The sequence below is a fragment of the Streptomyces sp. NPDC001393 genome (assembly GCF_053597455.1).
This window is the reverse complement of sequence record NZ_JBSFIH010000093.1, coordinates 1-19,577: the sequence shown is the minus strand read 5'-3', so window position 1 is coordinate 19,577 and position 19,577 is coordinate 1. Positions and strand designations below refer to the sequence as shown.

Genomic DNA, 19,577 nt, shown 5'->3' with positions numbered 1-19,577 from the left:
CAAACTGCGGTGCTCGACCACCCGGATCACCAGCCTCGTCCAGGCCGTCCTCACCCTCCATCTGACCAGCTCAGAGTGAAGATGGAAAAGGCTCAGTGTCGGGTCTCGGCTACGTACCCAACCCGCCTCACCTGATCGTTTGCCAACCAATCCAGTCGCCGCAGGTCAACGAGAACAGAACGACTAACTTCGCGGTCAAAGGACAGAACTGTTCCCTGCCATCGAATGGCTCTAGGATCCGCAACATCGTTAGCAGTGACGGCGATTGGGTAGCAGTGGATTAGCAATTCCGCGATTCAGTTGGCACTGCGGTCAGCCCCGGCCAGGCAGGCCCCGCAAGCTCCGTAGCTCGCTGATACGCAGCAGGCGAGCCAGGAGCAGGAACAATGCGAGCATGGCGCTTCCCCCCGCCGTGAGGGCCAGGAGGGAGTCCGCCGAGGGAGCCGCGAAGATACCGCCACAGGCGCGGGCCGCAGCCCAGCCGACGGCGCCCGCTGTCGCTGCGGCGCAGGTGAGCTTGGCGTAGGTGCGCAGCAGGCGCTTGCCGTCTAGACGGCCCTCCAAGCGGTGGCGCAGCCGCACTGCGGTGATCAGCAGGCCGATCGCATAGGAGGCGGCGTAGGCTGCGGCCATGCCGGTGACCGCCCAGCGAGCAGGCAGGAGCAGGTGACAGCCGGTGGCCAGGATGACGTCGAGACCGGAGATCCACACGGCCATCCAGAACGGGGTCCGGGTGTCCTCGAAGGCGTAAAAGCCTCTCAGCAGCAGGTATTGGGCAGAGAAGGGGACCAGGCCCAAGGCGAACGCCTGCAGCATGTGGCCCAGCGGCTGGGCCGAGGTAGCGCCTCCACTGCCGTACGAGAACATCACTGTGGCGATCTGGGGGCCGAAAGTCAGGAAGAAGAACGCAGCGGGGACGATGGCGACGCCGGTGATGCGCAGGCCCCTGGAGATGTCCTCGCGTAGATCATCCAGGCGGCGTTCGGCTACGGCCTGGCTCATCCTCGGCAGGATCGCGGTGACCAGGGAGACCGTGATGATGCCCTGCGGCAACGTCCAGATGTTCTGTGCGAAGAAGTACGCGCTGTTGCCCGCGCCGGCGTTGGGCATCGCCGCATCGACGTCGTTGGCATAGCGAGTCACCACCGTCAGGGCGACCTGGTTGACCAGGACGAACAGCAGGGTCCAGCGGGCCGCGCTCATGCTCTTGCCGAGGCCGACGCCGCGCCAGTCGAAGCGGAGCCGCCACTGGAAACCGGTACCTGTGAGCGCCGGGATGACGCACAGGGCCTGCGTCGCGATGCCCGCCGTGGTGCCGATACCCAGCAGGCGTACTTGGCCGGGCGTCACGTCTGCAGTGTGGCCGGGGGCGGGCGCTAGCCACATGTACAGGCCGAACATGGCGATCAGGACGGCGTTGTTCAGTACCGGGGCCCAGGCCATCGCCCCGAATTTACCCCGGGCGTTGAGGACCTGCCCGAGGACGAAGAAAAGCCCGTAGAAGAAGATCTGCGGCAGCAAGAACCGGGCGAAGACCACGGTCAGCTCGAACAGCTGGTGATTGCCCGGAGCGTCCGGGGTGTTCAGGCTCACGATCTGGGGTGCCAACCACACTGCCACCACCGTGCCGATCGCGAGCACGCTGAGCACCAGGGTGACCAGCCGTTGCTCGTGCGCCCGTCCCCCATCGCGATGCTCGGCGCGAGCGCGCACCAACTGCGGGACGAGCACCGAGTTCAAGGCCCCGCCGATCATCAGCGTGTACAGGCTGGTCGGCAACGTATTTGCGGTGTTGTAGGCACCGCCCACCGCCATTACTCCCAGCGCAGCACCCTGCAGCACCAAGCGGATCATTCCGGTGCCCCGTGAGACGACGCTGGCCACCGCCATCATCGCCGACGAGCGCGCCAACCCGCCCGAAGCGCGCCGCTTCGCATGCCGGCCGCGTCTACGAGTGGGAATCAACTCGGTGCCCTGCTCAGCCACGGCCGTACTTCTCCTCTGCCTTCCAGAAGTAGATGAACCCGCCGACGCCGAAGAGCAGCGCCCAGCCGACCGCGTACGCCCCCGTCGGGCCCGGACGCCTTACGCTTCTCTTCAGTTACGTCGGAACGGGGCCGTATCGTCGTGACGTGAGAGTAGGTCGAATCGACGTCGGAACGCAACCGTTTCATCGGCCGCGCGCCATGTACTGCACCGACGAACTCCTCAAGCCCGTCTGATACATGACGCAGGGGTAACGCGACATGGTCGACGAATGCCCCGCTCGAGCCAGCGCCCCCAAGCGAAGGCCCCGCCATTGCATTCCTGGCCGTCCTCGCCGCCGGCGCTGTATTGGTGTGCATCGGCGGGTTGGGCTCCGACGCGCTGGCCGCCGCGACCATCGCGTCCCGGACGACCCCGCAGGCAGCCCCTCCGGCCGCCCGCTGTAACGGCCCCGCATGTTCAAGATCGAGTGCTTTTCGCCAACCGCTGTTCCGCTTAAATCCCGGAGGTCGAAGATCACCCGGCCAGAACCTGAGTGCCGCCGGGTGGCATCACGGAAAGTAACCGCCCTCGCAGTCCTTCGGGCCCAGATTGCTCACGGCGAGCCGACACCGCCACTGCTCACGAAGCCCGGATTCTGGTGTTTCCGCAGGACGCAGTGTTAATGATCACGAGGAACCTACAATGGCGGCGGCCACGGCCCGGCAGCTGCTCCAGCTTCGGCGGCAACACACCGGCTAGCCCGTACTGGGCCCTGCCGCGCCGGTAGCTGGTGATCAGCCCGGTCTCCTCCAGCGGCATGCCGGGCGGGCGGTGAAGCGTCGCCCCCTCCCGGCCGGGGGTCGCCGTCGTGGTTGTGACGCAGCGACACCCACAGCCGGGAGGTGCCGTGGGCACGCCGGGCCAGTTCCTTGCGTACCGGCAGCCAGCGGTCCAGCGCGGCCCGGGTCAGCGGAGACAGCTCGAACCAGGAGCCCTCGCCGTCCGGGTCGCCGCCGCCGCGCTGCGGGCGCCGCTCGACGTAAACCGCGGTGAGGCCCGCAGCGAGTTCGTCCAAGCGCAGCGCTGTCAATTCGCCGCACGGGGTGCCGCGTCCAGGACCAACGCGAGCACCGACTTCGGCCGCCGCTCCACCTCCTCGAACCGCGCCTGCAGGAACTCGTGCCAGCGCTCCGCCTCTTCGCGCAGCGCGCCCGCGGCCACACCGCTGCAGAGCGTTCCTCGGGCGGCTAGCTGCGCCAGCCTGCGGTAAGCCGAGCGGGGGCTGGGTTCCGCGTCTCGGGGTTGGGGCGCCAGACCGCCGTGAACGGGAAGGTGTTGTCCACCCACAGCACGCCAGCCAGGTCTGGTGGCATGGCCCATCGGGGCGGGTTGCCGAGCTGGGCCTCCAGTGGCTTGTGGATGAAACTGTCGCCGTAGTCGAACTGCACGGTGATTGTGTGCTCGCCGTTGAGTAGGTGGTCGAGCTGTTTGACGCCGAGCCCGGTGAACCTGTGCGCGCCAGCAGCCACGATCAGCGGCAGGCCGGTTGCCTTCACCAAGTCGCGATACTTGCTGACCTTCTCCTCGATATTGGTGATCACGGGCTGGGCCGAGACGATGCCCGCCCTGTTGCTGGGCGGTACCAGGATGGTCTGCATCCCCGGTGCGCGCATCGGTTCCCTGGTACGCGGGTCCGCCATCAGCAAGAAGGTGTAGCCCTGACTGTGGTAGGCGACCTGGTGTAGGGGTGAAAGCAGGTAACCGCGCAGGTCTTGAGCGATCTTTTTTGCGGCGCGCGCGTCGGGGGCGGGGAGAGGCCGATCGCGTTCACCGGCCACGGTGAGGACGACCGGGACGGGTATCTGTTTGAGTCGCTCAACCAGGTCATGCCAGGCCCTCATCTTCCCGTAGATCTCCTTCGACGGGCTGTGCGTGAGGACCTCTACCAGGGCAACAGGCTTGCCGCTCTCGTCAAGAACGGTCCAGTCCGGTGTCTGCGTGGCCCAGAGCCGTTCGTATTCCACCTCCAGGCCAGCCATGCGCAGGGCGTCACCTGTGGCAAGCTCGATCAGGTCGCTCCAGAAGTTCTGATCGCGCCAGAGGTTGCGCGCGAACGTATCGGCCGCCTTCTCGGGGAGCAGCGCCAATTGAGCGTCCAGCCACCCCCGCCAGGACTCGTACTCGTCGAGCACCGCGATGTCGTAGGACAAAGGTCGCGCTTCCGGCGGGCGTTGGCCGTAGCGGCCCCGCTGGTCGGCCACGAACTCGGGCCCGAACCGCCGAGCCGCTGGGTCTGTTCTCATGAATGAGGATTGTGCGTACCAGCCTTCGACCGACGCATCCGAATTGAAAACCTCCTCCACGCTGTGGTAACGAGCACGCACGGCGACCCATCGCGCCGGGCCCGTGAGCCCTATTTATCCCCGGCCGTGACGATCTCAAGCGGTGCGCAGCGTACGGGCCAGGGGGAGCGGCGGGCGAGGATCGTCCACTCCTCGTCCGGCAGGCCGGGCACGGCCCGGCCGTCGCTCGCCCCCTGCTGGGCGAGAACAGCGCACAGATCAGAGTTGGGCGTTGCCCCTTACGGGCGTTCGCGTCGGACAAGGATGCCCAGCAGTGGGACGAGTTCGCGTAGGACGTCGGGCACTGCGGTTGGCTCGGCACGGCGCAACGCGGTGCAGGCGATCGCGGTGATCGTTCCGAGGACGGCGAAGGCGGCCAGTGCTGCGGTGATGAGCATGTAGAGGGACATGGGTCTCCTGGATCCAGCGCACGGTAGCTAGGGCCGTGCCAGTGATGGGACTGGCCTGGCGACTGAGGGTCAGACCCACCGTGGGCCGTCGCACGGTTAGCCGTGCAACCGTGAGAAGTCTCGCTCGGCGGCGAAGCCGTGCCTCACGGCTGCCACCGTGCTCGGCGGGGTGGGTCTTGGATCCAGTCAAACGCCTCCGGCAGAAGGTGATCGCCTGGTGAGATGCATCGGAACAAATCGAGACTTCGCGAGACTGGAGGGCCGATGCCCAGAGTGCAGCGTGCGCTGGACACCAGCCGAGCCGAGCACTCCTTCGCCGCAAAGCTGCGCGAGCTTCACGATCGCGGGCTGGCGCGAACTGACGTAAGCCCGGATGACTTGGAGATCAACAGGATTGCGAGCCGCTGTGGCATCGGCAGGGCGACGATCTACGCTGCGCTGTCCGGGGCTCGGCTTCCTTCCCGCAGGACGCTGCGCTCGCTCGTCCTTGCATGGGATCCGCGGGGCGTCACAGCGCTCCCTGAGTGGCTCGAACGACTGCGTGACGCCCAGGCTGAGGTACAGGTAGAGAAGATGTTCGATACCCCGCCGGCCCCTGGGCTTCGGTATGCCCGACCGGAGCCGAGCGTTGCAGGGGAGTCATTTGCAGCCTTTTTGCGGCAACTGTTCCACAAGGCGGGTGACCCTCCGCTTAGCGTGGTGGCCGCAGCACCAGAAGTTGAAGTTCCCGACACGCGGTCCCTCATCTACTACCGCAAGGGCTATCGCCTACCAGTTGAATGGCGTCTTGCCGCGTTGCTCGATGCTCTCGATGTTGGAGAAAGCGACCGTCAGCTGGCCTTCAAGCTCTTGGCGAAGGCCATCGACTCCTATCCCACTGGCCAGCCTCACGCCGAGAGGCCGATTCCTCGAAAGCGGCGAGGACGGTGAGGACCATCGAGCGCCAGCGCCGACCCCTCCCCGGGCCTAGTCATGCTGTGCCGTGTTCGAGGGCTCCGGCAAGGTCGCGGCCGGGGTCGTAGCCGGGCCTGTCGTCGAGGAGTTCCTTGCGCCGGTGGTAGCGCTGCGTGGTGCGTCCTCTGGCTCGCTTGCGCAGGAACCACCAGATCGCTGTGATCGCCGTCAAGGCCCGTTCCGTTTCGGGACAAACGAGCTGTCCCGAAACGGAACAAAGCCTGCATCCCGAAAAGGGACAAGCAACCCGCTCCTTGGTCGTCGCGCGAGTGATCAACGGGGCCATGGGCCCTTGCGAGACACACACCGTCGCCGGGGAAAGCAAGGCACGGGCCACCGAGCCGGTAGCCGGTACGCAGCAGGCCCCCGGGAAGGGGTTCCCGGGGGCCTGCTGGGCGAAGGTGGTTTGGGTCAGCGGGTCTGGCCGTCTGCGTCCTGATCGGACGCGGACGCCGCCCGCCGGCGTGCGGCGACAACGGCGCCGATGCCTCCGGTGAGGAGGAGTGCGGCGCCGCCGAGGAGCCATGGGGTGGCGTCGGCTCCGGTGTGGGCGAGGGAGCCAGCCGGGGCCTTCGGCGTCGCGTCGTCTACCGCGCTGGCCGCCGGGACGGTCGAGGAGTGGGCCTCCGGCGTGGCGGATTCGGTCGGGGCGGGGGTGGGCCCGCCGGGGGTTGCGTGGTGGCTCGAGGTGTCCGTGGGGGTGGACGGGGTGTCGGTGGGCTTGTCCGTCGGCTTGTCGGTCGGGTCGGGTGCTGGGGTGGTGGCGGCCTTGGTGTTGGTGAGGGTCACGGTGACCGGGGCCCCGGGCGTGGCGGTGAATGTCTTCGACGGCTTGTACAGGTCGTAGCCCTCGGGGGCCGTGATCTCCTTGACCAGAACTCCTGCTTGCCGCTGGAGACCGGCAGTTCGCCGGAGGCCGTGCCGTTCGCCCCGGTGGTGAGGGTGAGCACGGTCGTCTCGCCCGTGCCGATGGCCATGGTGGCGCCGGGCAGCAGCCTGCCGGTCTTGTCGTCCTTGGCCGTGAGCTGGACCTGGGCGGCCTTGAACGGGTCGGTGATCGTCACCGGGACGGTGGCGCCGGGGGTGACGATGACGTCCTGGTCGGCGACGACGTCGTGGAGCGGGCTGCCGGAGGCGGTCTCCTTCAGCCGGTACACGCCAGGAGCGAGGTTCAGGAAGGTCAGCTTCCCCTGGGCGTCGGTCTTCCCGCGTCCGGCCTCCTGGCCGGTGGCATCCAGCAGGAGGAACGAGGCGCCCTGAAGACCGTCCCCGGCCGGGCTCTTCGCGGTGATCGCGACACTGCCAGCATCGGGTGCAGGAGTCGCGGCGGAGGCGGCGGAGGCGGTGGAGGCGGAGGGCGCCGGTGTGGCCGGCTGGGCGGTTGCGGCCGGCGCCCAGGTGAGGGTGCCGGTCACCGCGGCGGCGACGGCAGCAGAGCGGACGGCGCGGCGGACGATACGGACGTGCACGAGAAAGGGGGCTCCTTGATGAGTGTGGGGCAGGGGTCAGCGGGTTCGCCCCGAGGCCGGGCCCGCAGGGGGCACGGCGGCCGGCGAGGGCACGGGTGCCTGTCTGGCTGTCGTTGGCGCGGCAACGTAGAGGTTGCGGCGGGTATGGAAGGGGACGTCACCGACGGTGCGGCGGACCGGCTCGGTGGAGATCAGCGAGGCGGTGAAGGCCGCGACCAGCGTGGTCGGCGCGCCGAAGGAGAACTGTGCGCGCCAGTAGGGCTCGCTGGGGTAGCCGCCCCAGGCCGTCCAGGTCGGCGTGTCGGTACCGGTTGTGGCGTAGCGGTGCCGCACGCCCCCGAGGCCGTCCGGGGCGTGGAAGAGCTGCGTGCCGTCGGTCTTGACCTGGTGGCTCCAGCCGCGGGCGAGCAGCGGGGTGTACGCCTCCTGCGGGGCGGTGGTGTCCTCGAACAGGTGGTCGCGGTCGCTGTGGCGGTCTTCGAGGTAGAGGTCGAGCAGTTCGGTGTGGACGTCGTGCAGCAGCTCGATCGGGGTGGTGGCGTCGAAGGTGATCTGCCAGGTCGGCGCAGCGAACGGGACGCGGTTGGCGGCGATGGTCCACTTCCCCTTGCCACGGGTGTCGGGTTCGGGGACCAGGCCGGTCCACAGCCGCAGGCACGGGCTGGTAGCCAGCGCAGGTCCCTTCTCGGGCTGGTGCAGTGACCAGTCCTCCTCGAAAGGGAAGGGCCAGGCCGTGCGGAGGTCGGCGGGGCCGGGGCCTGCCAGGTGGCGGGGCAGGACCTTCACTTCCCCGTCGGGATCAAGGTTGTTGAAGGGGTCGGACGACACGGGGCTCCTGTGAGGAAGGCGCGCGGAGCACTGGCAGCGTGGGCCGAAAAGGCAACGCTGGGCGCTGTGGGCGTGGTGGAGGTGCGGCGATGTCAGCGGGCGCGGCTCCCGGCGCGGGACGGTGGCGGGGAGGGCGCCTTGCTGGCGGTCCGCCCGGTTGCTCGGTTCGGTGCGGAGGGCGTCCATGCGCCGGGGAACCAGACGGTGGTGTACTGCTCGATCGCGTGTCGCAGTCCGCTGGTGTGGGCGCCTTCCCACGGCACCCAGTCGGGTCTGTCCTTGAACTCCCTGAACGTGCCGTAGCCCGAGTTATGCGGGTGAACGCCGCGTGTGGAGTCCCGGTGATCGAAGGTCTTGTGATCGGCGAACCGCAGGACGGTGACATCAAGTTCGCCGCGGTCCGGGTGGAGGATGGCCAGTCGTAGGCCGCCGTACTCGTTGGCCCAGTGCGTTGTGCTGAAGTCGATCCGCAGCCGCAGTGGGTCCCCGGGTTCGGGGATGGCGTAATAGGTGTTGCCGACGACGGTGGCCTCGGTGAAGGGGAGCTTCAGGTGCCCCATGAAGAACTCTTGGGCGTGCAGGGCCAAGTGGTCTCTCCGGTCGGGGTCGGGTGGCGTGCGGTCAGCGTCGCGGGCCGGGCAGGGCCGGGCGGCTGGTGGTGCTCCAGCGCGGGACGCTGGCGGTGAGGGTGAGGGCGGCCGGACGGCGGACGGTTGCGCGCTGGACGTCGAGCGGTGTCGGGGCCGGCGGGCGCGGCGAGGCGATCGGGGTGAGCTGGGCCATGCCCTTGACGTAGCTGTACGACTCCTCCCGCCACCGCGGCAGGGGCGCGGGATCGGAGACGCACTCGGTGACGGCGGTGAGCAGCGCTATGGGGGTGTCAGTGCTGGCGGTGGCGTACCAGGCGGGACGGTCGATGGAGGTGCCGGCCCACAGCTGCCAGCGGGCCTCGCGGGTGGTCAACTCGGCTTCCGGGTCCAGACGTCCGGTGGTGAACTCCAGCCCCGCGTGGCCGTCGGGTGACTGGATGGCGAAGACGCCCCAGCGGGGATGGTCGATCTGCCAGCCGCGGTTGATGAGGGGGACCACGGCGAGGAACGGGTCGCGCTCCGCGCTGCCCGGGTCCGGCGCCGCGAGATAGACGTCCGGGCCCTGCTCGTACGCCTCGGCGAGGGCGGTGGTGAACGCGCGGACGAACTCCGTCGGACAGGAGTCGTTGAAGCACACTCCCCAGGTCGGCGCACTAAAGGGATCGCTGTAGGCGTTGATGCGCCACAGACCGTCGTCCTCGCCTTCGGGCAGGTAGCCCAGGCGGACCCTGCGGTCGGGGGAGTTCAGGTAGGCGTTGCCGAGATCGTCGTGTTCCAGACTCCAGCCGAGGTCAAGCAGCGGGGCGAGGGCCAGGTCGCCGATCGCGGTGGTGCCGGCGAGGTAGCGCGGGGAGACGTAGACGTCCCCGTCGGGGGCGGGCGGGGTTTGGTCGGGGGTGATGGTGGCGTCCTTGGGAGGCAAGCGATCGGGCAGGGGTCAGCCGGTGTGCTGTAGGAGGACGGCTTCCAGGTCGGCCGGCCGGTGTAGTGCAGTGTTTGCAGGCCCAGGCGGGCGGCGGCGTGGCAGTTGTCGGCCCGGTCGTCGATGAACAGCACGTGTGCGGGATCAACGGCGCCGAGGGCGGCCAGCGCCTTCTGGTAGGCGGCCGGTTCGGGCTTGCACACGCCGAGACGGGCCGAGTAGAGGGCGGCGGTCATCAGCTCGCGCCGCCAAGGGGTGGTGTCGAGAACGTCGCTGAGGGGGTGGGGTGCGTTGGAGAGCATCCCCATGGTCAGCCCGATCCGGCGGGCCCGATGGAGGAGGGCGAGGACCTGGCTGTCGGTGTGTGTCCACATGGCGGTGTCGGTGGTGCGTAGTTCGCGCAGCATCCGCGGTCCGGGGTGGGAGCGGAGGACCTTGGCCCAGAAGGCCAGGTCGCTGAGTTGGCCGGCGTCGTAGGCGTCGCGGGACTTCCAGAACGCCGTCTGGAAGGAGGCGGTGTCGCCGGGCCACGCGGCCGTCTGGGCCAGGCGCTGCCACTGGGCGAGGTCGGGCTGCACACCGATGACGCCGTTGTTAGGCAGAGCGCGGTGTCTCAGCAAGGCATGTTGTCGCACAGCATCATCACTCGAATGTGTAGCCCTGCACTGTGAGTTGGGCAGGTGACCGGGGTTCGGGGCTACAACAAGTCCGCGCCCGGTCGACGTCGCCATGCGCTGCCCATCCCGTGCTGATTGCTGGGCAGTTTCAGAGGCTGTGCCCGCGTCGCTTGTAGTGGCTGATACGGGCTTGGGGTGGCCGCACCCGCGCCCCCGCCGCGGTGCCAGCGGCGCAACGGGCCACCCGGGTGCCCGAACCGCGCCGGCCGCCCAGCGCTTCGCCGCCGGCCCCGGGCCCGGTCAGATGCCCCGAAGGGCCGTGGTGGTCTTGCCGGTGCGTTCGCGCAGCAGCACGCGCAAGGTGTTGGGGTGCTCGTAGCCGACTTTGCGGGCGATGGTCTCCATGGACAGTTCGGTGGTGCGCAGCAGGTGGGAGGCCCGTTCGATTCTGAGGTCCTGGATGAAGCGGATGGGCGAGGTGCCGAGGGTGCGCTGGACGGAGCGTTGCAGCGTGCGGTTGCTGACACCGATGGATCTGGCAGCGTCGGGGATGCTGATCGGCTCGGCGAGGCGCTCGCGGGCCCAGCGTTCGAAGGCGGCGACGGTGGGGTCGCTCTGGGCCAGGGCGCTGGGGATGGTGTAGGCGGACTGTGACGGGCGCTCGTCGACCACCAGGTAGCGGGCCACCAGGTCGGCCAGCGCCGGACTGCTCGCCTTGACGATCGCCAGGGCGAGGTCGACGTGTCCGAAGGCAGCACCGGCGGTGGTGACGCCGTCCGAGGCGATCACCATCCGGCTCTGGTCGAGCTGGACCTGCGGGTACCTGGCGCGGAAGACCGGCGCCAGCCACCAGGTCGTCGTCGCGCGCAGGCCATCCAGAACGCCCGCCTCGGCCAGCAGGAAAGTGCCGGTGCAGGCCGAGGCGATGGCCGTGCCGCGTTCACGGGTGCGTGTGATCAGGTTCCGGACGGGAAGCAACTGGTCACCGCTGACGTGGTCGAGCAGCGCCGTGGGGCGGCGTTCGGCGAGGGCGGGGACGATCAGCAGATCCGCTGCCTCGGCGTGCGCCAGGGGCCTGGTGGTCACCAGGTGTCCGGCCCCGGTGCGCACCTGGGGCTGGGAGCCGACCGTCGTGACGTTCCAGGACGGCGGTTCGTGGATCTCCTCGCCCATCAGGGAGGCCACCTCGCCCATCGCGTTGGCACCGTCCAGTACGTCGAGGATGGCCGCGAGTCCGGAGTCGAAGACGCCGTCGTAGACGAGAACCGCTATCTCCATGGCAAAAACACTATCATTGATGTCGTTTTTGCCACTGCTGTGACTGCTGATCAACGACGTAGGTTCGTGATCGGCCGGAGACCCGGCTGTTTCCCACCTGAGGAGTGATCACGATGAAGATCGGTCTGCTGGCGCGCATCGAGGCCAAGCCCGAGTACGCCGACGAGGTCGAGGCGATGCTGCGCGGCGCGGTGGAGCTGGCCGAGCAGGAGCAGTACACGGTGACCTGGTTCTCGTTCCGCATGGACGCCACCACCTTCGGGGTGTTCGACACGTTCAACGACGAGCAGGGGCGCCAGAGCCACCTGGAGGGCCAGATCGCCGCCGCGCTCATGGGGGCGGCGGAGACCATGCTCAGCTCGGCTCCGGTCATCACCCCGGTGGACCTGCTGGGCGTCAAGCTCCCCTGACGGGTCTGCCTGACACAGTCGAGCGAGGCGAAGGACAACATCGATGACAGCGACCACGAACACCCACGAGCTGCGTACCCGGACGCACACCCGGCAGCAGCCGGTGCCCTGGGCCACGGCCGGCGATCTGACCGGCCTGGAACTGCTCCAGAAGATCCTCAAAGAGGAGATTCCGCAGCCGCCCATCGCCGGGACGCTCGGACTGCACCTGGTGGAGGCCGGCGAGGGCACGGCAACGTTCGACGGCGAACCCGGCGAGCACCTGCTGAACCCCATGGGGACCGTCCACGGGGGCTTCCTGGCAACGCTGCTCGACTCCGCCCTGGGCAGTGCGGTCGCCACCGTACTGCCCAGGGGGCGCGCCTACACCACCATGCAACTCAACGTACACATGGTGCGCCCGGCCTTCGCCCACACCTCCCGGCTGAGGTGCGAGGCGAGCGTCGTCCACGTCGGCCGGACCACGGCGACGGCCGAAGCCCGGGTCACCGGCACCACCGACGGCAAGCTGTACGCGCACGCCACGACCACCTGCGCGATCTTCACCGCGCCGAGCGCCGGCCCGGACCGGAACACGCGCTGAACTTCCGCACGAGAGAACCCCGAAGGAAGCGCGGTCATGAACCGCACGGCCCACCGGCTTCGATGCGGCGCGGTACGCCCCAGGAACGAAGTCGTGCGCCTGATCAACAAGCTTAAGATCAACCGGGCTGGCGATGCGCTTCGACAAGCGGGCTCACGTCTTTCACGGGACGGTCACCCTCGCCGCGATCAGGCTGTGGCTCCGGTGATGACCTCGGCTTCAGGGAGGGGGCGGCCCTTCGTGGCCCCCCGCCACGGCCACGGAAGCCCGAGGAGCCGGTGTGCCCGTGCACCTTCGTGAACCATCGGGCTGCGTGCCGCGTCCTCGCTGATGCGCGGCCCGTGCCGGGCGGTCGCTGTGCGAGGGAGAGCAGGGGACGGGTGACGGGTGAAACGATCGGTATCGGGCTGGCCGTATTGGCGGGCCTGGTGAGTCTGTGGGCCGGTGCCCGGGAGGCACGGCTGCAGATGCGGCTGAGCCGCTACGGGCTGCACGCCGAGGGGGTGGTGGTGGACCAGGAGCATCGGCCGGGGGACGATTGTTCGACGCCCGTCATCGAGTTCACCGACCGGCAGGGCCGGCCCGTCAGGTTCCGGCCCCCCACGACGGGGACAGGGCTGGCCCTTGGAACCCATGTACCGGTCGCCTACCTGCCCGAAAGGCCGAAAAGCGCACGGGTATTCACCCGGAAGTACCGCCTACATCGGATCGTCGGCCTGTTCTTCGGAGCCATGATCTTCCTCGGCGTCGCGGCTGGGTGCCTGCTCACGCGCTGAGCTGGTACTCCCTCCTCGTTCTCACTAACGGATCCACCGCCAGACCCGCCACGGGACCCCTCGGACACGCCTAGGCGGGCAGGGCGTTTGTTCAGTTGGTTCCCGAAGCCGGAGGGAGACGGCGCTGCGCGATGTGTCATCCACGCTCGCCTGCTGTCGTGCCTGCGATCTGACGCCTTCTTACGCCACCCGCTGCTTCGTGGTGGGAGCTAGCGTTCGAATCGTCGTGGTGCGGGTTGCCGCTCGGCGTCGCGGATGGCGCGGGCGGCGTTGATGAGCCCGATATGGCTGAAGGCTTGCGGGAAGTTGCCGAGGGCCTCTCCCGTGGTGGAGTCGGTCTCCTCGGCCAGCAGGCCGACATCGTTGGCGTGCGCGACGGCGGTTTGGAACACCTGCCGTGCGCGGGTGGTGTGTCCCGTCAGGGCGAGGGCCTGGGCGAGCCAGAAGGTGCACAGCAGGAAGGCTCCCTCTCCTCCTTCGATCTCGTCGCCGAGGTAGCGGCGGATCAGACCGTTGCGGTCGGTGAGGTGGGTGGCGATCGCCAGCACCGTGGACTGGACGCGGGGGTCGTGCGGGGGAAGGAAGCCGACGATGGGCAGCATCAGCGCAGAGGCGTCCAGGTCGTCGCTGTCGAACGCCTGGGTGAAGGCGCCCAGGCGGGGGTTCCATCCGCGCTGTTCGACGGCTTGGCGGATCTGGTCCCGCTCGTGCCGCCAGTGGGGTACGCGTTCGTCGGCCTGAAGGGTGGGGGCCATCGCGATGGCCCGGTCCAAGGCAACCCAGCACATCAGTTTCGAGTGCAGGAAATGTCTGCCCGACCCGCGTGTCTCCCAGATCCCCTGATCGGGTTCGGCCCAGCGACGGGTGGCCGTTTCGGCCGCTTGGAGCAGGAACGCGCGGGTGGGCGGGTCCAGGCGCTCGTTGGGCGGGAAGGTCTGGTAGGCGGCGTCGAGGAGTTCGCCGTAGACGTCGAGCTGGCGTTGGCGCCATGCTTCGTTGCCGCTGCGCACGGGGGTGCTGTCGCGCCAGCCGGCGAGGTGGGGCAGGATCCGCTCACTCAGGTCACGTTCGCCACCGATGCCGTACATGATCTGCAGGTCCACGCCGCGGTGGAGCTGGGTTGCCGCGGCTCGGGCGAGGAAGCCGAAGAACTTGTCCTTCTCCTTCTCGCAGGCGGCGGTTGCCAGCGCCTGCAGAGTGAAGCTGGCGTCGCGGACCCAGGTGTAGCGGTAGTCCCAGTTGCGCGTGCCGCCCACACACTCGGGCAGAGAGGTGGTGGCCGCGGCGACAATTGCCCCCGTTGGCGCGAAGGTCAGTGCCCGCAGCACGCGTCCGCTGTGGCCCACCTCGTCCTGCCAGGGGCCGACGTAGCCGCGGTGCAGCCGCGACCATGAGCGCCAGCCTTCGGCGGTGTCGTTCAAGCGCCGCCGGATACGCCCCGCTCGCCAGCACGTCGGCTCGGTTCCCCATGCCGGCCCGACCTGCAGTGCGAAGCCGAGGCGGTCCGACGCCCGGAGAGTGATCTGACCGTGCGCGGTGGAACCGCTCACCCTCAGGTCGATAGGGGTCGACAGCAACAGGACGTGGGCGCCTCCATACGCGACGAGCCCGCCCCGCGCAGGTGCGAGGAGGGGGTGGATGAGTCCGAACTCCGGGCGTGGCGCATAGGTGATCTCGACGGGCACTCGTCCTTCGGTGCAGGTGATCTGTCTCAGAAGCATTCCGGGAGACGCGGTGCCGAGAGCGTGTCCGCGCTCTCGGCGTCCCAGGGCGAGTGCGTCGCGTAGGACGGCCGTTCCACCGGTGGTACGAAAGGTCGTCTCCAGTACGAGGGTCTCCTCGAGGTAGCGGCGGCTGACGTCGGCGGGGCCGGTGGGGCGGATGGACCAGTGGCCGGCGTCCTCGTCGAGGAGTCGGGCGAAGAGCGCCGGGCTGTCGAAGCGGGGAAGGCACAGCCAGTCCACTGAGCCGTCGGAGGTGACCAGGGCGGCCGAGCGGCAGTCGGACAGCAATGCATGGTCACCGATCGGTCGCCCGCTCATCGGCGGCAGTCCATCCGCCTCCGGCCCGCTGACGCGGCCTGGCCCGGACGGACTGAGCGGCCGCCCGCACCGTAGAGCGCTTCAGGCACCGGTGGGTCGTCCATCGCAGCCTCCCTGAGCGGCGGATTCATCTCACTCAAACAGCACCACCGGCGGATCGCACCTCCTGGCTGGCCGTCGGCGGTTGCCTTGACGGGGCGGCAGGTTCTGGCGCGTCTGACCCGCTCGACTTGTCGCTCGCACAGCTCCGTCTCCTCACCGCGGCTGCACCCGGGGCGCGTGAGACGCGACGGCTGAGGGGCGTGCGTCGTGACGACCGAGGGAGACAAAGCACCGTCGGCCACTGACCCACTGGTCGGTGACGCTGAGCCCGAGGCTTTCGGCGACCCGGCGGACGGCCGGCGTCCCAAGGCGCGCCCAGAGGAAGGCTGGGCCGCGGTTGCCGTGGGTGTCCTCCACCCAAGCGGTGCAGCCCTCTTCGACATCATGCTGGTCGACTTCGACGAGCATGAATCCCGTCGGGGCGATGAGTTGGGTACAGCGGCGGAGCAGGGCATGCGGGTCGCCGCCGATGCCGATGTTCCCGTCGACGAGCAGCAGGGTCTGCCAGCTTCCCTCAGCCGGCAGCGGGTCGAACACCGACCGGCACAGTGCGGCCCCGCCGCGGGTCTCCGTTCGGGCGACCGCGTGGGGAGCGACGTCGATACCAAGGGCGCAGACGCCCCGGTCCTGGAGCGCCCTGCACAGGCGGCCCGGTCCGCAGCCGATGTCGAGTACGGGGCCCCTGCAGCGCTCCAGCAGCGTCTCGTCGGCCCCGGTGGGCCGCGCGCCCCAGCGGCGTACCGGCAGTCGGGTCCGGCGCCCGTCGGCGAACCTCAGGTACACCGGCCCGCGACCGGTTTGCAGGGCCAGTGCGTAGGGGTCCTCGTGTGCGGCGGGCGACCTGTTCTCCTCGGGCGTCACGGCTCGGCATCGCGACCGGGTGGGGGCCGGTGCTTGTCGGCGGGGACGGCTCGCCGGACGCGGCGCAGTTTGAGAGCGAAGGCCAGTGCCGCCGCACCGAACAGCACGCCGGTGACCGCCAGCCACCGGCCGAGGTATACCCCTTCCGGCAACCGGGTGTCATCTCGGTAAGGGATCGCCAGATCGAGGATGAGGGGGAACCACACGAGCAGCAGCACACCGGACAGGAAGGCGGGTACGCGCAGGTAGTTGATCCATGCCACGGTCGGTACCCGGCCAGTGCGATGCCGCAGCACGGAGTGAGCCGACAGGTCGGCGAGCGAGTACAGAGGCAGCAGGATCAGGTCGTGAAGGATCGCCGCCCCCACGAACCAGATCGCCACCTCGAGCGGCCGCAGGGCGAACAGGCGCACCATGGCGTAGGCCGTGAGGGCGAAGGAGCAGATCAGTACAAGCAGGTGCAGGGGCCCGGAGCCGTACCAGCGAACGAAGCGTGCCATGGTCATGTCCTGAAGGTGAGCCGGTGCACCCACTTGGTGTTGTTCACGCCGGGGTTGGCCGGGACGATGATCCGGGCCGGATAGCCGTGGTCGAGCGAGAGGTCCGCGCCGTTGACACGCAGGGCGAGCAGAGATCGCGGGTCGTGGATCTGGTTGCCGCGCAGCACCACCGAGCGGAAAGCACCGCGCGATTGGACGGATTCCACCAGGACGCTTCCGGCCCCGGGCAGCCCGGCCATGGCGGCCAGGTCGGTGAGCCTGAGGCCGCTCCAGTGCTGGTCGTCGGTGGACCATCCCTCCACGCAGGCGATCGGCAGGAGAGCGTCGTGCCGGCGCATCGCCAGGAGCTGCGCGCGCGTGAAGACCAGCGTCGGTGCACGGCCGCGTACCTCCAGCCGCCACGCAGGACCCACATGCGCCGGGTTGATGCCGACGGCCGCGGCCGTCTTGTTGATCTGGAAGTCCATCGGGCCGCCGCCGGGGTTGCGGTTGTGCGGCGCGAACAAGGCGGTGTTCCGCAGCCGGCCCCCGATGCTCTGCCCGGCCGTGACTACCAGCAGGGCCAGCGAGCCCACCCCCACCAACCCCACGGCGCCACGCCGCGTCATCGTCGGCGCCGCCGGTGCGGTCGGCACCAGGCCGTCGGGGTCGGGCGGCTCGGGCACGGTGTGCGCGAGGTCCGTGCGCAGTTCCGTGGCCAGACTGCGTGAGCCCAGTGCGCGCGACATCCGGCCCAGTCTGAGGCACACATGGACGATGAACGCGGCGATGAACACCCACGCGCCGTAGAAGTGCAGGGTGTAGAACGAGCCGGGAAAGACGTAGTACAGCTGAATGTTGAGGATTCCGGTCGCGAACTCGAAGATGACGCCGCCCACCAGCATCAGCAGGGACAGCCGCTCCAGACCGTGGGCGACACTCCGCACCGGCAGCCACTCGAACAGCTTCGGGATCACCGACCACAACTTGCCCAGCAGCACGGGCACGAGGACCACGCCCAGCGTGACGTGCACGCCCTGGGTCAGCCGGTACAGCCAGTAGGGGTGTGTAGGCCAGGCGAACAAATAGAAACCCAGTAGGCCCTTGTCGGGGGTCATGTCATTGTGCGGGCCGAGATCGGGGTTGTAGGCGGCGTAGGAGAGCGCGCCAGTGAGGAAGAGCACCGGAATGCCGACCAGCAGCACCAGGCCGAACACCGACGTCAGCCAGGGACCCCGGATCGGACTACGCCAGAACCCGGGCCGAAAAGGCCCCGGCGGCGCAGGCGTCTCCCCGATCCGCCGCGCGATGGCCCGGGCACGCGCGGCAGCCGCAACGACACCGGCAGCCACAGCGGCGCCGATCCGCCGGAGACGCCACCGCGCATGCGCGTCCTCCGGCATCGGGCGCTCCAGCCGCCCGGACGAACCGGGCTGTGACGGTCGTCCGCCGTTACCCATCAGCCGTCTCCTCCATCCCAGAGCCCCGCCCTCAAGGGCGGCCGGTCAACCCGTCAGAAACGTCTTCCAGAACAACGACCGGTGAGACCACTACAGAATGTCACTTCGCCGGTCGACCAACCCTTTGCGTCGTCGTCGAGGCACAGGCTGATACCCGAGTGGCCGGACCCCGTCAGCCGAACGGTGGAGTCCCTGCCTCCTGGCAGCCGCGACAGCGCACATGGTGCGATCGCCGACCAGAAGCGATCGACCTGCTCGCCGTGCACGCCCCCCGCATAGGCGGCGTTCTGAAGAAAATCGCCCGGAAGGGCGGAGTCGCCGTGCTGATCGACGGCATCCTGGTACGCACCCGCAGACATCCCGGGTCTGAGAACCGGCCGAACTGCGCCGGGAAGTGCAAGGCCCATGTCCTGCTGTTCCTGGCCCTGGCCAACGAGCGGGGCAACCTGCTGTGGATCTCGGCGGCACGGCCGGGCCGCTCCTCGGAGATCACCACCGCCCGGCACAACAAGAGATCATCGCCAAGCTGCAGGAGGCCGGCCTCGGAGCGCTGACGGACGATCACCTGCTACCGATCACACCCCGACCTGCACGAGAACCCCCAACTCGACCCACTCCAGCCCCACGACCTGCAAAATCGGGTTGGAAATCGCCCATTCGGCAAGGGTTCGGTAGCGACGAGCAACTGGTCAGTGAAGCGAGCCGGGCGGCACCGAGTGGACCGCAGTGCAGTGCCTCCACACCGCGGCCCCGCCAGCGGGCATGCCAGGCATAGGCGGACTTCCGAGAGACCCGTAATCGCCGCGCGACCTGCGGCGGCGACACCCTTGCGCGAACAACTCGGCAGCCTCGAAGCGCACTTTCTCCCGTCGGGCCCGCTGCTTCGCGGTCAGGCCACCCCCATCGGGATAACGCATCCTCCAGGGATACACCCACCAGCGAGATCACCGTCGCCCTGGACCGAAGCCTATGTAGCACGCTCGGCCTCGTAGCAGGTTTCGCAGGTCAGTCGCCTGGCTTCAGGCCCTGCTTCGGAGCTGCCAGGAGATGCGGAAAGCGGAGTCATTGTGACATGTGCATGCCTGCCGCAGATACCGGCTCCGCACCGAGCGCATACGCCGGCGGCAACAGCCGGGCTAGGTATGGTGAGTCCAGGCCGACTCTCGAGAACGCAGTCAAAGCAGTGCATGACGACTTGCCCTTCTTGAGCCCGAAAGCCTTTCCGTACCTAATACTAGGCTCGACCTGTTCGAGGTGCGCTGCAGCCTTATCTGCCCGTAGTTACAGATCTTCACCTGACTGCACACGTCCGAGGTCGAGTCATTTTCAACGTTCCCACTGGCCGTCGCTTTTCTCGTCCTGGTCGAAGAACTTCATGGCAATGAAACTCTTTAGAGGTTGTCTCACGTGGTGACGGTGCGAGCTGCGGCATGATGTCTCTTCGTGGGTGTCGATCTGTCGCAGCGGCTGGTTCCTGACGGTCTGT

General features: G+C 68.6%; 20 protein-coding genes and 2 pseudogenes. 5 read left to right on the top strand and 17 right to left on the bottom strand.

What is annotated here, in order from left to right:
- Window positions 1-312 precede the first annotated feature (312 nt).
- From murJ to ACWC2T_RS43775, 4 genes are all read right to left on the bottom strand, one after another.
- Window positions 313-1,986: a murein biosynthesis integral membrane protein MurJ gene (gene murJ / locus ACWC2T_RS43790; protein ID WP_450675874.1), complete on the bottom strand. Its 1,674-nt coding sequence runs from the start codon at window positions 1,984-1,986 to the stop codon at window positions 313-315.
- Between the two features lie 1,068 nt (window positions 1,987-3,054).
- A complete protein-coding gene (locus tag ACWC2T_RS43785) occupies window positions 3,055-3,189 on the bottom strand; it encodes a hypothetical protein (RefSeq protein ID WP_450675873.1) in 135 nt (44 codons plus the stop codon).
- A 26-nt stretch (window positions 3,190-3,215) separates the two neighbouring features.
- Complete coding sequence (locus ACWC2T_RS43780; RefSeq protein WP_450675872.1) at window positions 3,216-4,178, bottom strand: hypothetical protein; 963 nt, start codon at window positions 4,176-4,178, stop codon at window positions 3,216-3,218.
- Window positions 4,179-4,549: 371 nt separating this feature from the next.
- A complete protein-coding gene (locus ACWC2T_RS43775) occupies window positions 4,550-4,720 on the bottom strand; it encodes a hypothetical protein (RefSeq protein ID WP_450675871.1) in 171 nt (56 codons plus the stop codon).
- A gap of 264 nt (window positions 4,721-4,984) precedes the next feature.
- On the opposite strand from ACWC2T_RS43775, the gene ACWC2T_RS43770 reads away from it, so the two are divergent.
- Complete coding sequence (locus tag ACWC2T_RS43770) at window positions 4,985-5,650, top strand: hypothetical protein (protein ID WP_450675870.1); 666 nt, start codon at window positions 4,985-4,987, stop codon at window positions 5,648-5,650.
- A 40-nt stretch (window positions 5,651-5,690) separates the two neighbouring features.
- On the opposite strand, the gene ACWC2T_RS43765 is transcribed toward ACWC2T_RS43770, so the two are convergent.
- The 8 genes and pseudogenes from ACWC2T_RS43765 to ACWC2T_RS43730 all read right to left on the bottom strand — a co-directional run bounded on the left by ACWC2T_RS43765 (window position 5,691) and on the right by ACWC2T_RS43730 (window position 11,378).
- Window positions 5,691-5,846 (bottom strand): hypothetical protein, encoded by a 156-nt coding sequence (locus ACWC2T_RS43765; RefSeq protein WP_450675869.1) that lies wholly within the window; start codon window positions 5,844-5,846, stop codon window positions 5,691-5,693.
- Window positions 5,847-6,085: 239 nt separating this feature from the next.
- On the bottom strand, window positions 6,086-6,463 hold the full coding sequence (locus ACWC2T_RS43760; RefSeq protein ID WP_450675868.1) for an LAETG motif-containing sortase-dependent surface protein: 378 nt from the start codon (window positions 6,461-6,463) through the stop codon (window positions 6,086-6,088).
- Window positions 6,460-7,143: an MSCRAMM family protein gene (locus tag ACWC2T_RS43755; RefSeq protein WP_450675867.1), complete on the bottom strand. Its 684-nt coding sequence runs from the start codon at window positions 7,141-7,143 to the stop codon at window positions 6,460-6,462. The genes ACWC2T_RS43760 and ACWC2T_RS43755 overlap by 4 nt, the downstream gene beginning before the upstream one ends.
- Before the next feature lie 36 nt (window positions 7,144-7,179).
- Entirely contained in the window at window positions 7,180-7,971 is a 792-nt protein-coding gene (locus ACWC2T_RS43750) for a DUF317 domain-containing protein (RefSeq protein WP_450675866.1), read from the bottom strand.
- 92 nt (window positions 7,972-8,063) lie between these two features.
- Window positions 8,064-8,558 (bottom strand): hypothetical protein, encoded by a 495-nt coding sequence (locus ACWC2T_RS43745; protein WP_450675865.1) that lies wholly within the window; start codon window positions 8,556-8,558, stop codon window positions 8,064-8,066.
- 34 nt (window positions 8,559-8,592) lie between these two features.
- A complete protein-coding gene (locus ACWC2T_RS43740) occupies window positions 8,593-9,483 on the bottom strand; it encodes a DUF317 domain-containing protein (protein ID WP_450675864.1) in 891 nt (296 codons plus the stop codon).
- A gap of 77 nt (window positions 9,484-9,560) precedes the next feature.
- Window positions 9,561-9,857 (bottom strand): annotated as a pseudogene (locus ACWC2T_RS43735) (HAD-IA family hydrolase); the annotation flags it as partial.
- A 543-nt stretch (window positions 9,858-10,400) separates the two neighbouring features.
- A complete protein-coding gene (locus ACWC2T_RS43730; protein ID WP_067057294.1) occupies window positions 10,401-11,378 on the bottom strand; it encodes a GlxA family transcriptional regulator in 978 nt (325 codons plus the stop codon).
- A 113-nt stretch (window positions 11,379-11,491) separates the two neighbouring features.
- Here ACWC2T_RS43730 and ACWC2T_RS43725 point away from each other — a divergent pair, with 113 nt between their 5' ends.
- From ACWC2T_RS43725 to ACWC2T_RS43715, 3 genes are all read left to right on the top strand, one after another.
- The gene (locus ACWC2T_RS43725; protein ID WP_450675863.1) at window positions 11,492-11,788 is read left to right on the top strand and encodes a putative quinol monooxygenase; all 297 of its coding nucleotides are present in this window, start codon (window positions 11,492-11,494) and stop codon (window positions 11,786-11,788) included.
- Window positions 11,789-11,831: 43 nt separating this feature from the next.
- A complete protein-coding gene (locus ACWC2T_RS43720) occupies window positions 11,832-12,371 on the top strand; it encodes a PaaI family thioesterase (protein WP_450675862.1) in 540 nt (179 codons plus the stop codon).
- A gap of 380 nt (window positions 12,372-12,751) precedes the next feature.
- On the top strand, window positions 12,752-13,147 hold the full coding sequence (locus ACWC2T_RS43715) for a DUF3592 domain-containing protein (protein ID WP_450675861.1): 396 nt from the start codon (window positions 12,752-12,754) through the stop codon (window positions 13,145-13,147).
- A gap of 209 nt (window positions 13,148-13,356) precedes the next feature.
- Here the strand turns inward: ACWC2T_RS43715 and ACWC2T_RS43710 are convergent, their stop codons facing one another.
- The 4 genes from ACWC2T_RS43710 to ACWC2T_RS43695 form a co-directional block, all read right to left on the bottom strand.
- Window positions 13,357-15,189: a glycoside hydrolase family 15 protein gene (locus ACWC2T_RS43710; protein WP_450675860.1), complete on the bottom strand. Its 1,833-nt coding sequence runs from the start codon at window positions 15,187-15,189 to the stop codon at window positions 13,357-13,359.
- Window positions 15,190-15,444: 255 nt separating this feature from the next.
- On the bottom strand, window positions 15,445-16,152 hold the full coding sequence (locus tag ACWC2T_RS43705; protein ID WP_450675859.1) for a class I SAM-dependent methyltransferase: 708 nt from the start codon (window positions 16,150-16,152) through the stop codon (window positions 15,445-15,447).
- Complete coding sequence (locus ACWC2T_RS43700; protein WP_450675858.1) at window positions 16,149-16,652, bottom strand: hypothetical protein; 504 nt, start codon at window positions 16,650-16,652, stop codon at window positions 16,149-16,151. Before ACWC2T_RS43700 ends, ACWC2T_RS43705 begins: the two co-directional genes overlap by 4 nt.
- A gap of 2 nt (window positions 16,653-16,654) precedes the next feature.
- The gene (locus ACWC2T_RS43695; RefSeq protein ID WP_450675857.1) at window positions 16,655-18,034 is read right to left on the bottom strand and encodes a molybdopterin-dependent oxidoreductase; all 1,380 of its coding nucleotides are present in this window, start codon (window positions 18,032-18,034) and stop codon (window positions 16,655-16,657) included.
- 317 nt (window positions 18,035-18,351) lie between these two features.
- Between ACWC2T_RS43695 and ACWC2T_RS43690 the strand changes: the two genes are divergently transcribed.
- Entirely contained in the window at window positions 18,352-18,645 is a 294-nt protein-coding gene (locus tag ACWC2T_RS43690) for a hypothetical protein (RefSeq protein ID WP_450675856.1), read from the top strand.
- 157 nt (window positions 18,646-18,802) lie between these two features.
- On the opposite strand, the pseudogene ACWC2T_RS43685 reads toward ACWC2T_RS43690, so the two are convergent.
- A pseudogene (locus ACWC2T_RS43685) lies at window positions 18,803-19,008 on the bottom strand (helix-turn-helix domain-containing protein); the annotation flags it as partial.
- Window positions 19,009-19,577 lie beyond the last annotated feature (569 nt).

What these genes read in the sequence shown, in the direction of transcription:
- ACWC2T_RS43775 (WP_450675871.1), bottom strand. Translation starts at nt 4,720, where the DNA reads ATGTCCCTCTACATGCTCATCACCGCAGCACTGGCCGCCTTCGCCGTC.
- ACWC2T_RS43770 (WP_450675870.1), top strand. Translation starts at nt 4,985, where the DNA reads ATGCCCAGAGTGCAGCGTGCGCTGGACACCAGCCGAGCCGAGCACTCC.
- ACWC2T_RS43730 (WP_067057294.1), bottom strand. Translation starts at nt 11,378, where the DNA reads ATGGAGATAGCGGTTCTCGTCTACGACGGCGTCTTCGACTCCGGACTC.
- ACWC2T_RS43725 (WP_450675863.1), top strand. Translation starts at nt 11,492, where the DNA reads ATGAAGATCGGTCTGCTGGCGCGCATCGAGGCCAAGCCCGAGTACGCC.
- ACWC2T_RS43720 (WP_450675862.1), top strand. Translation starts at nt 11,832, where the DNA reads ATGACAGCGACCACGAACACCCACGAGCTGCGTACCCGGACGCACACC.
- ACWC2T_RS43710 (WP_450675860.1), bottom strand. Translation starts at nt 15,189, where the DNA reads ATGAGCGGGCGACCGATCGGTGACCATGCATTGCTGTCCGACTGCCGC.
- ACWC2T_RS43700 (WP_450675858.1), bottom strand. Translation starts at nt 16,652, where the DNA reads ATGGCACGCTTCGTTCGCTGGTACGGCTCCGGGCCCCTGCACCTGCTT.
- ACWC2T_RS43695 (WP_450675857.1), bottom strand. Translation starts at nt 18,034, where the DNA reads ATGCCGGAGGACGCGCATGCGCGGTGGCGTCTCCGGCGGATCGGCGCC.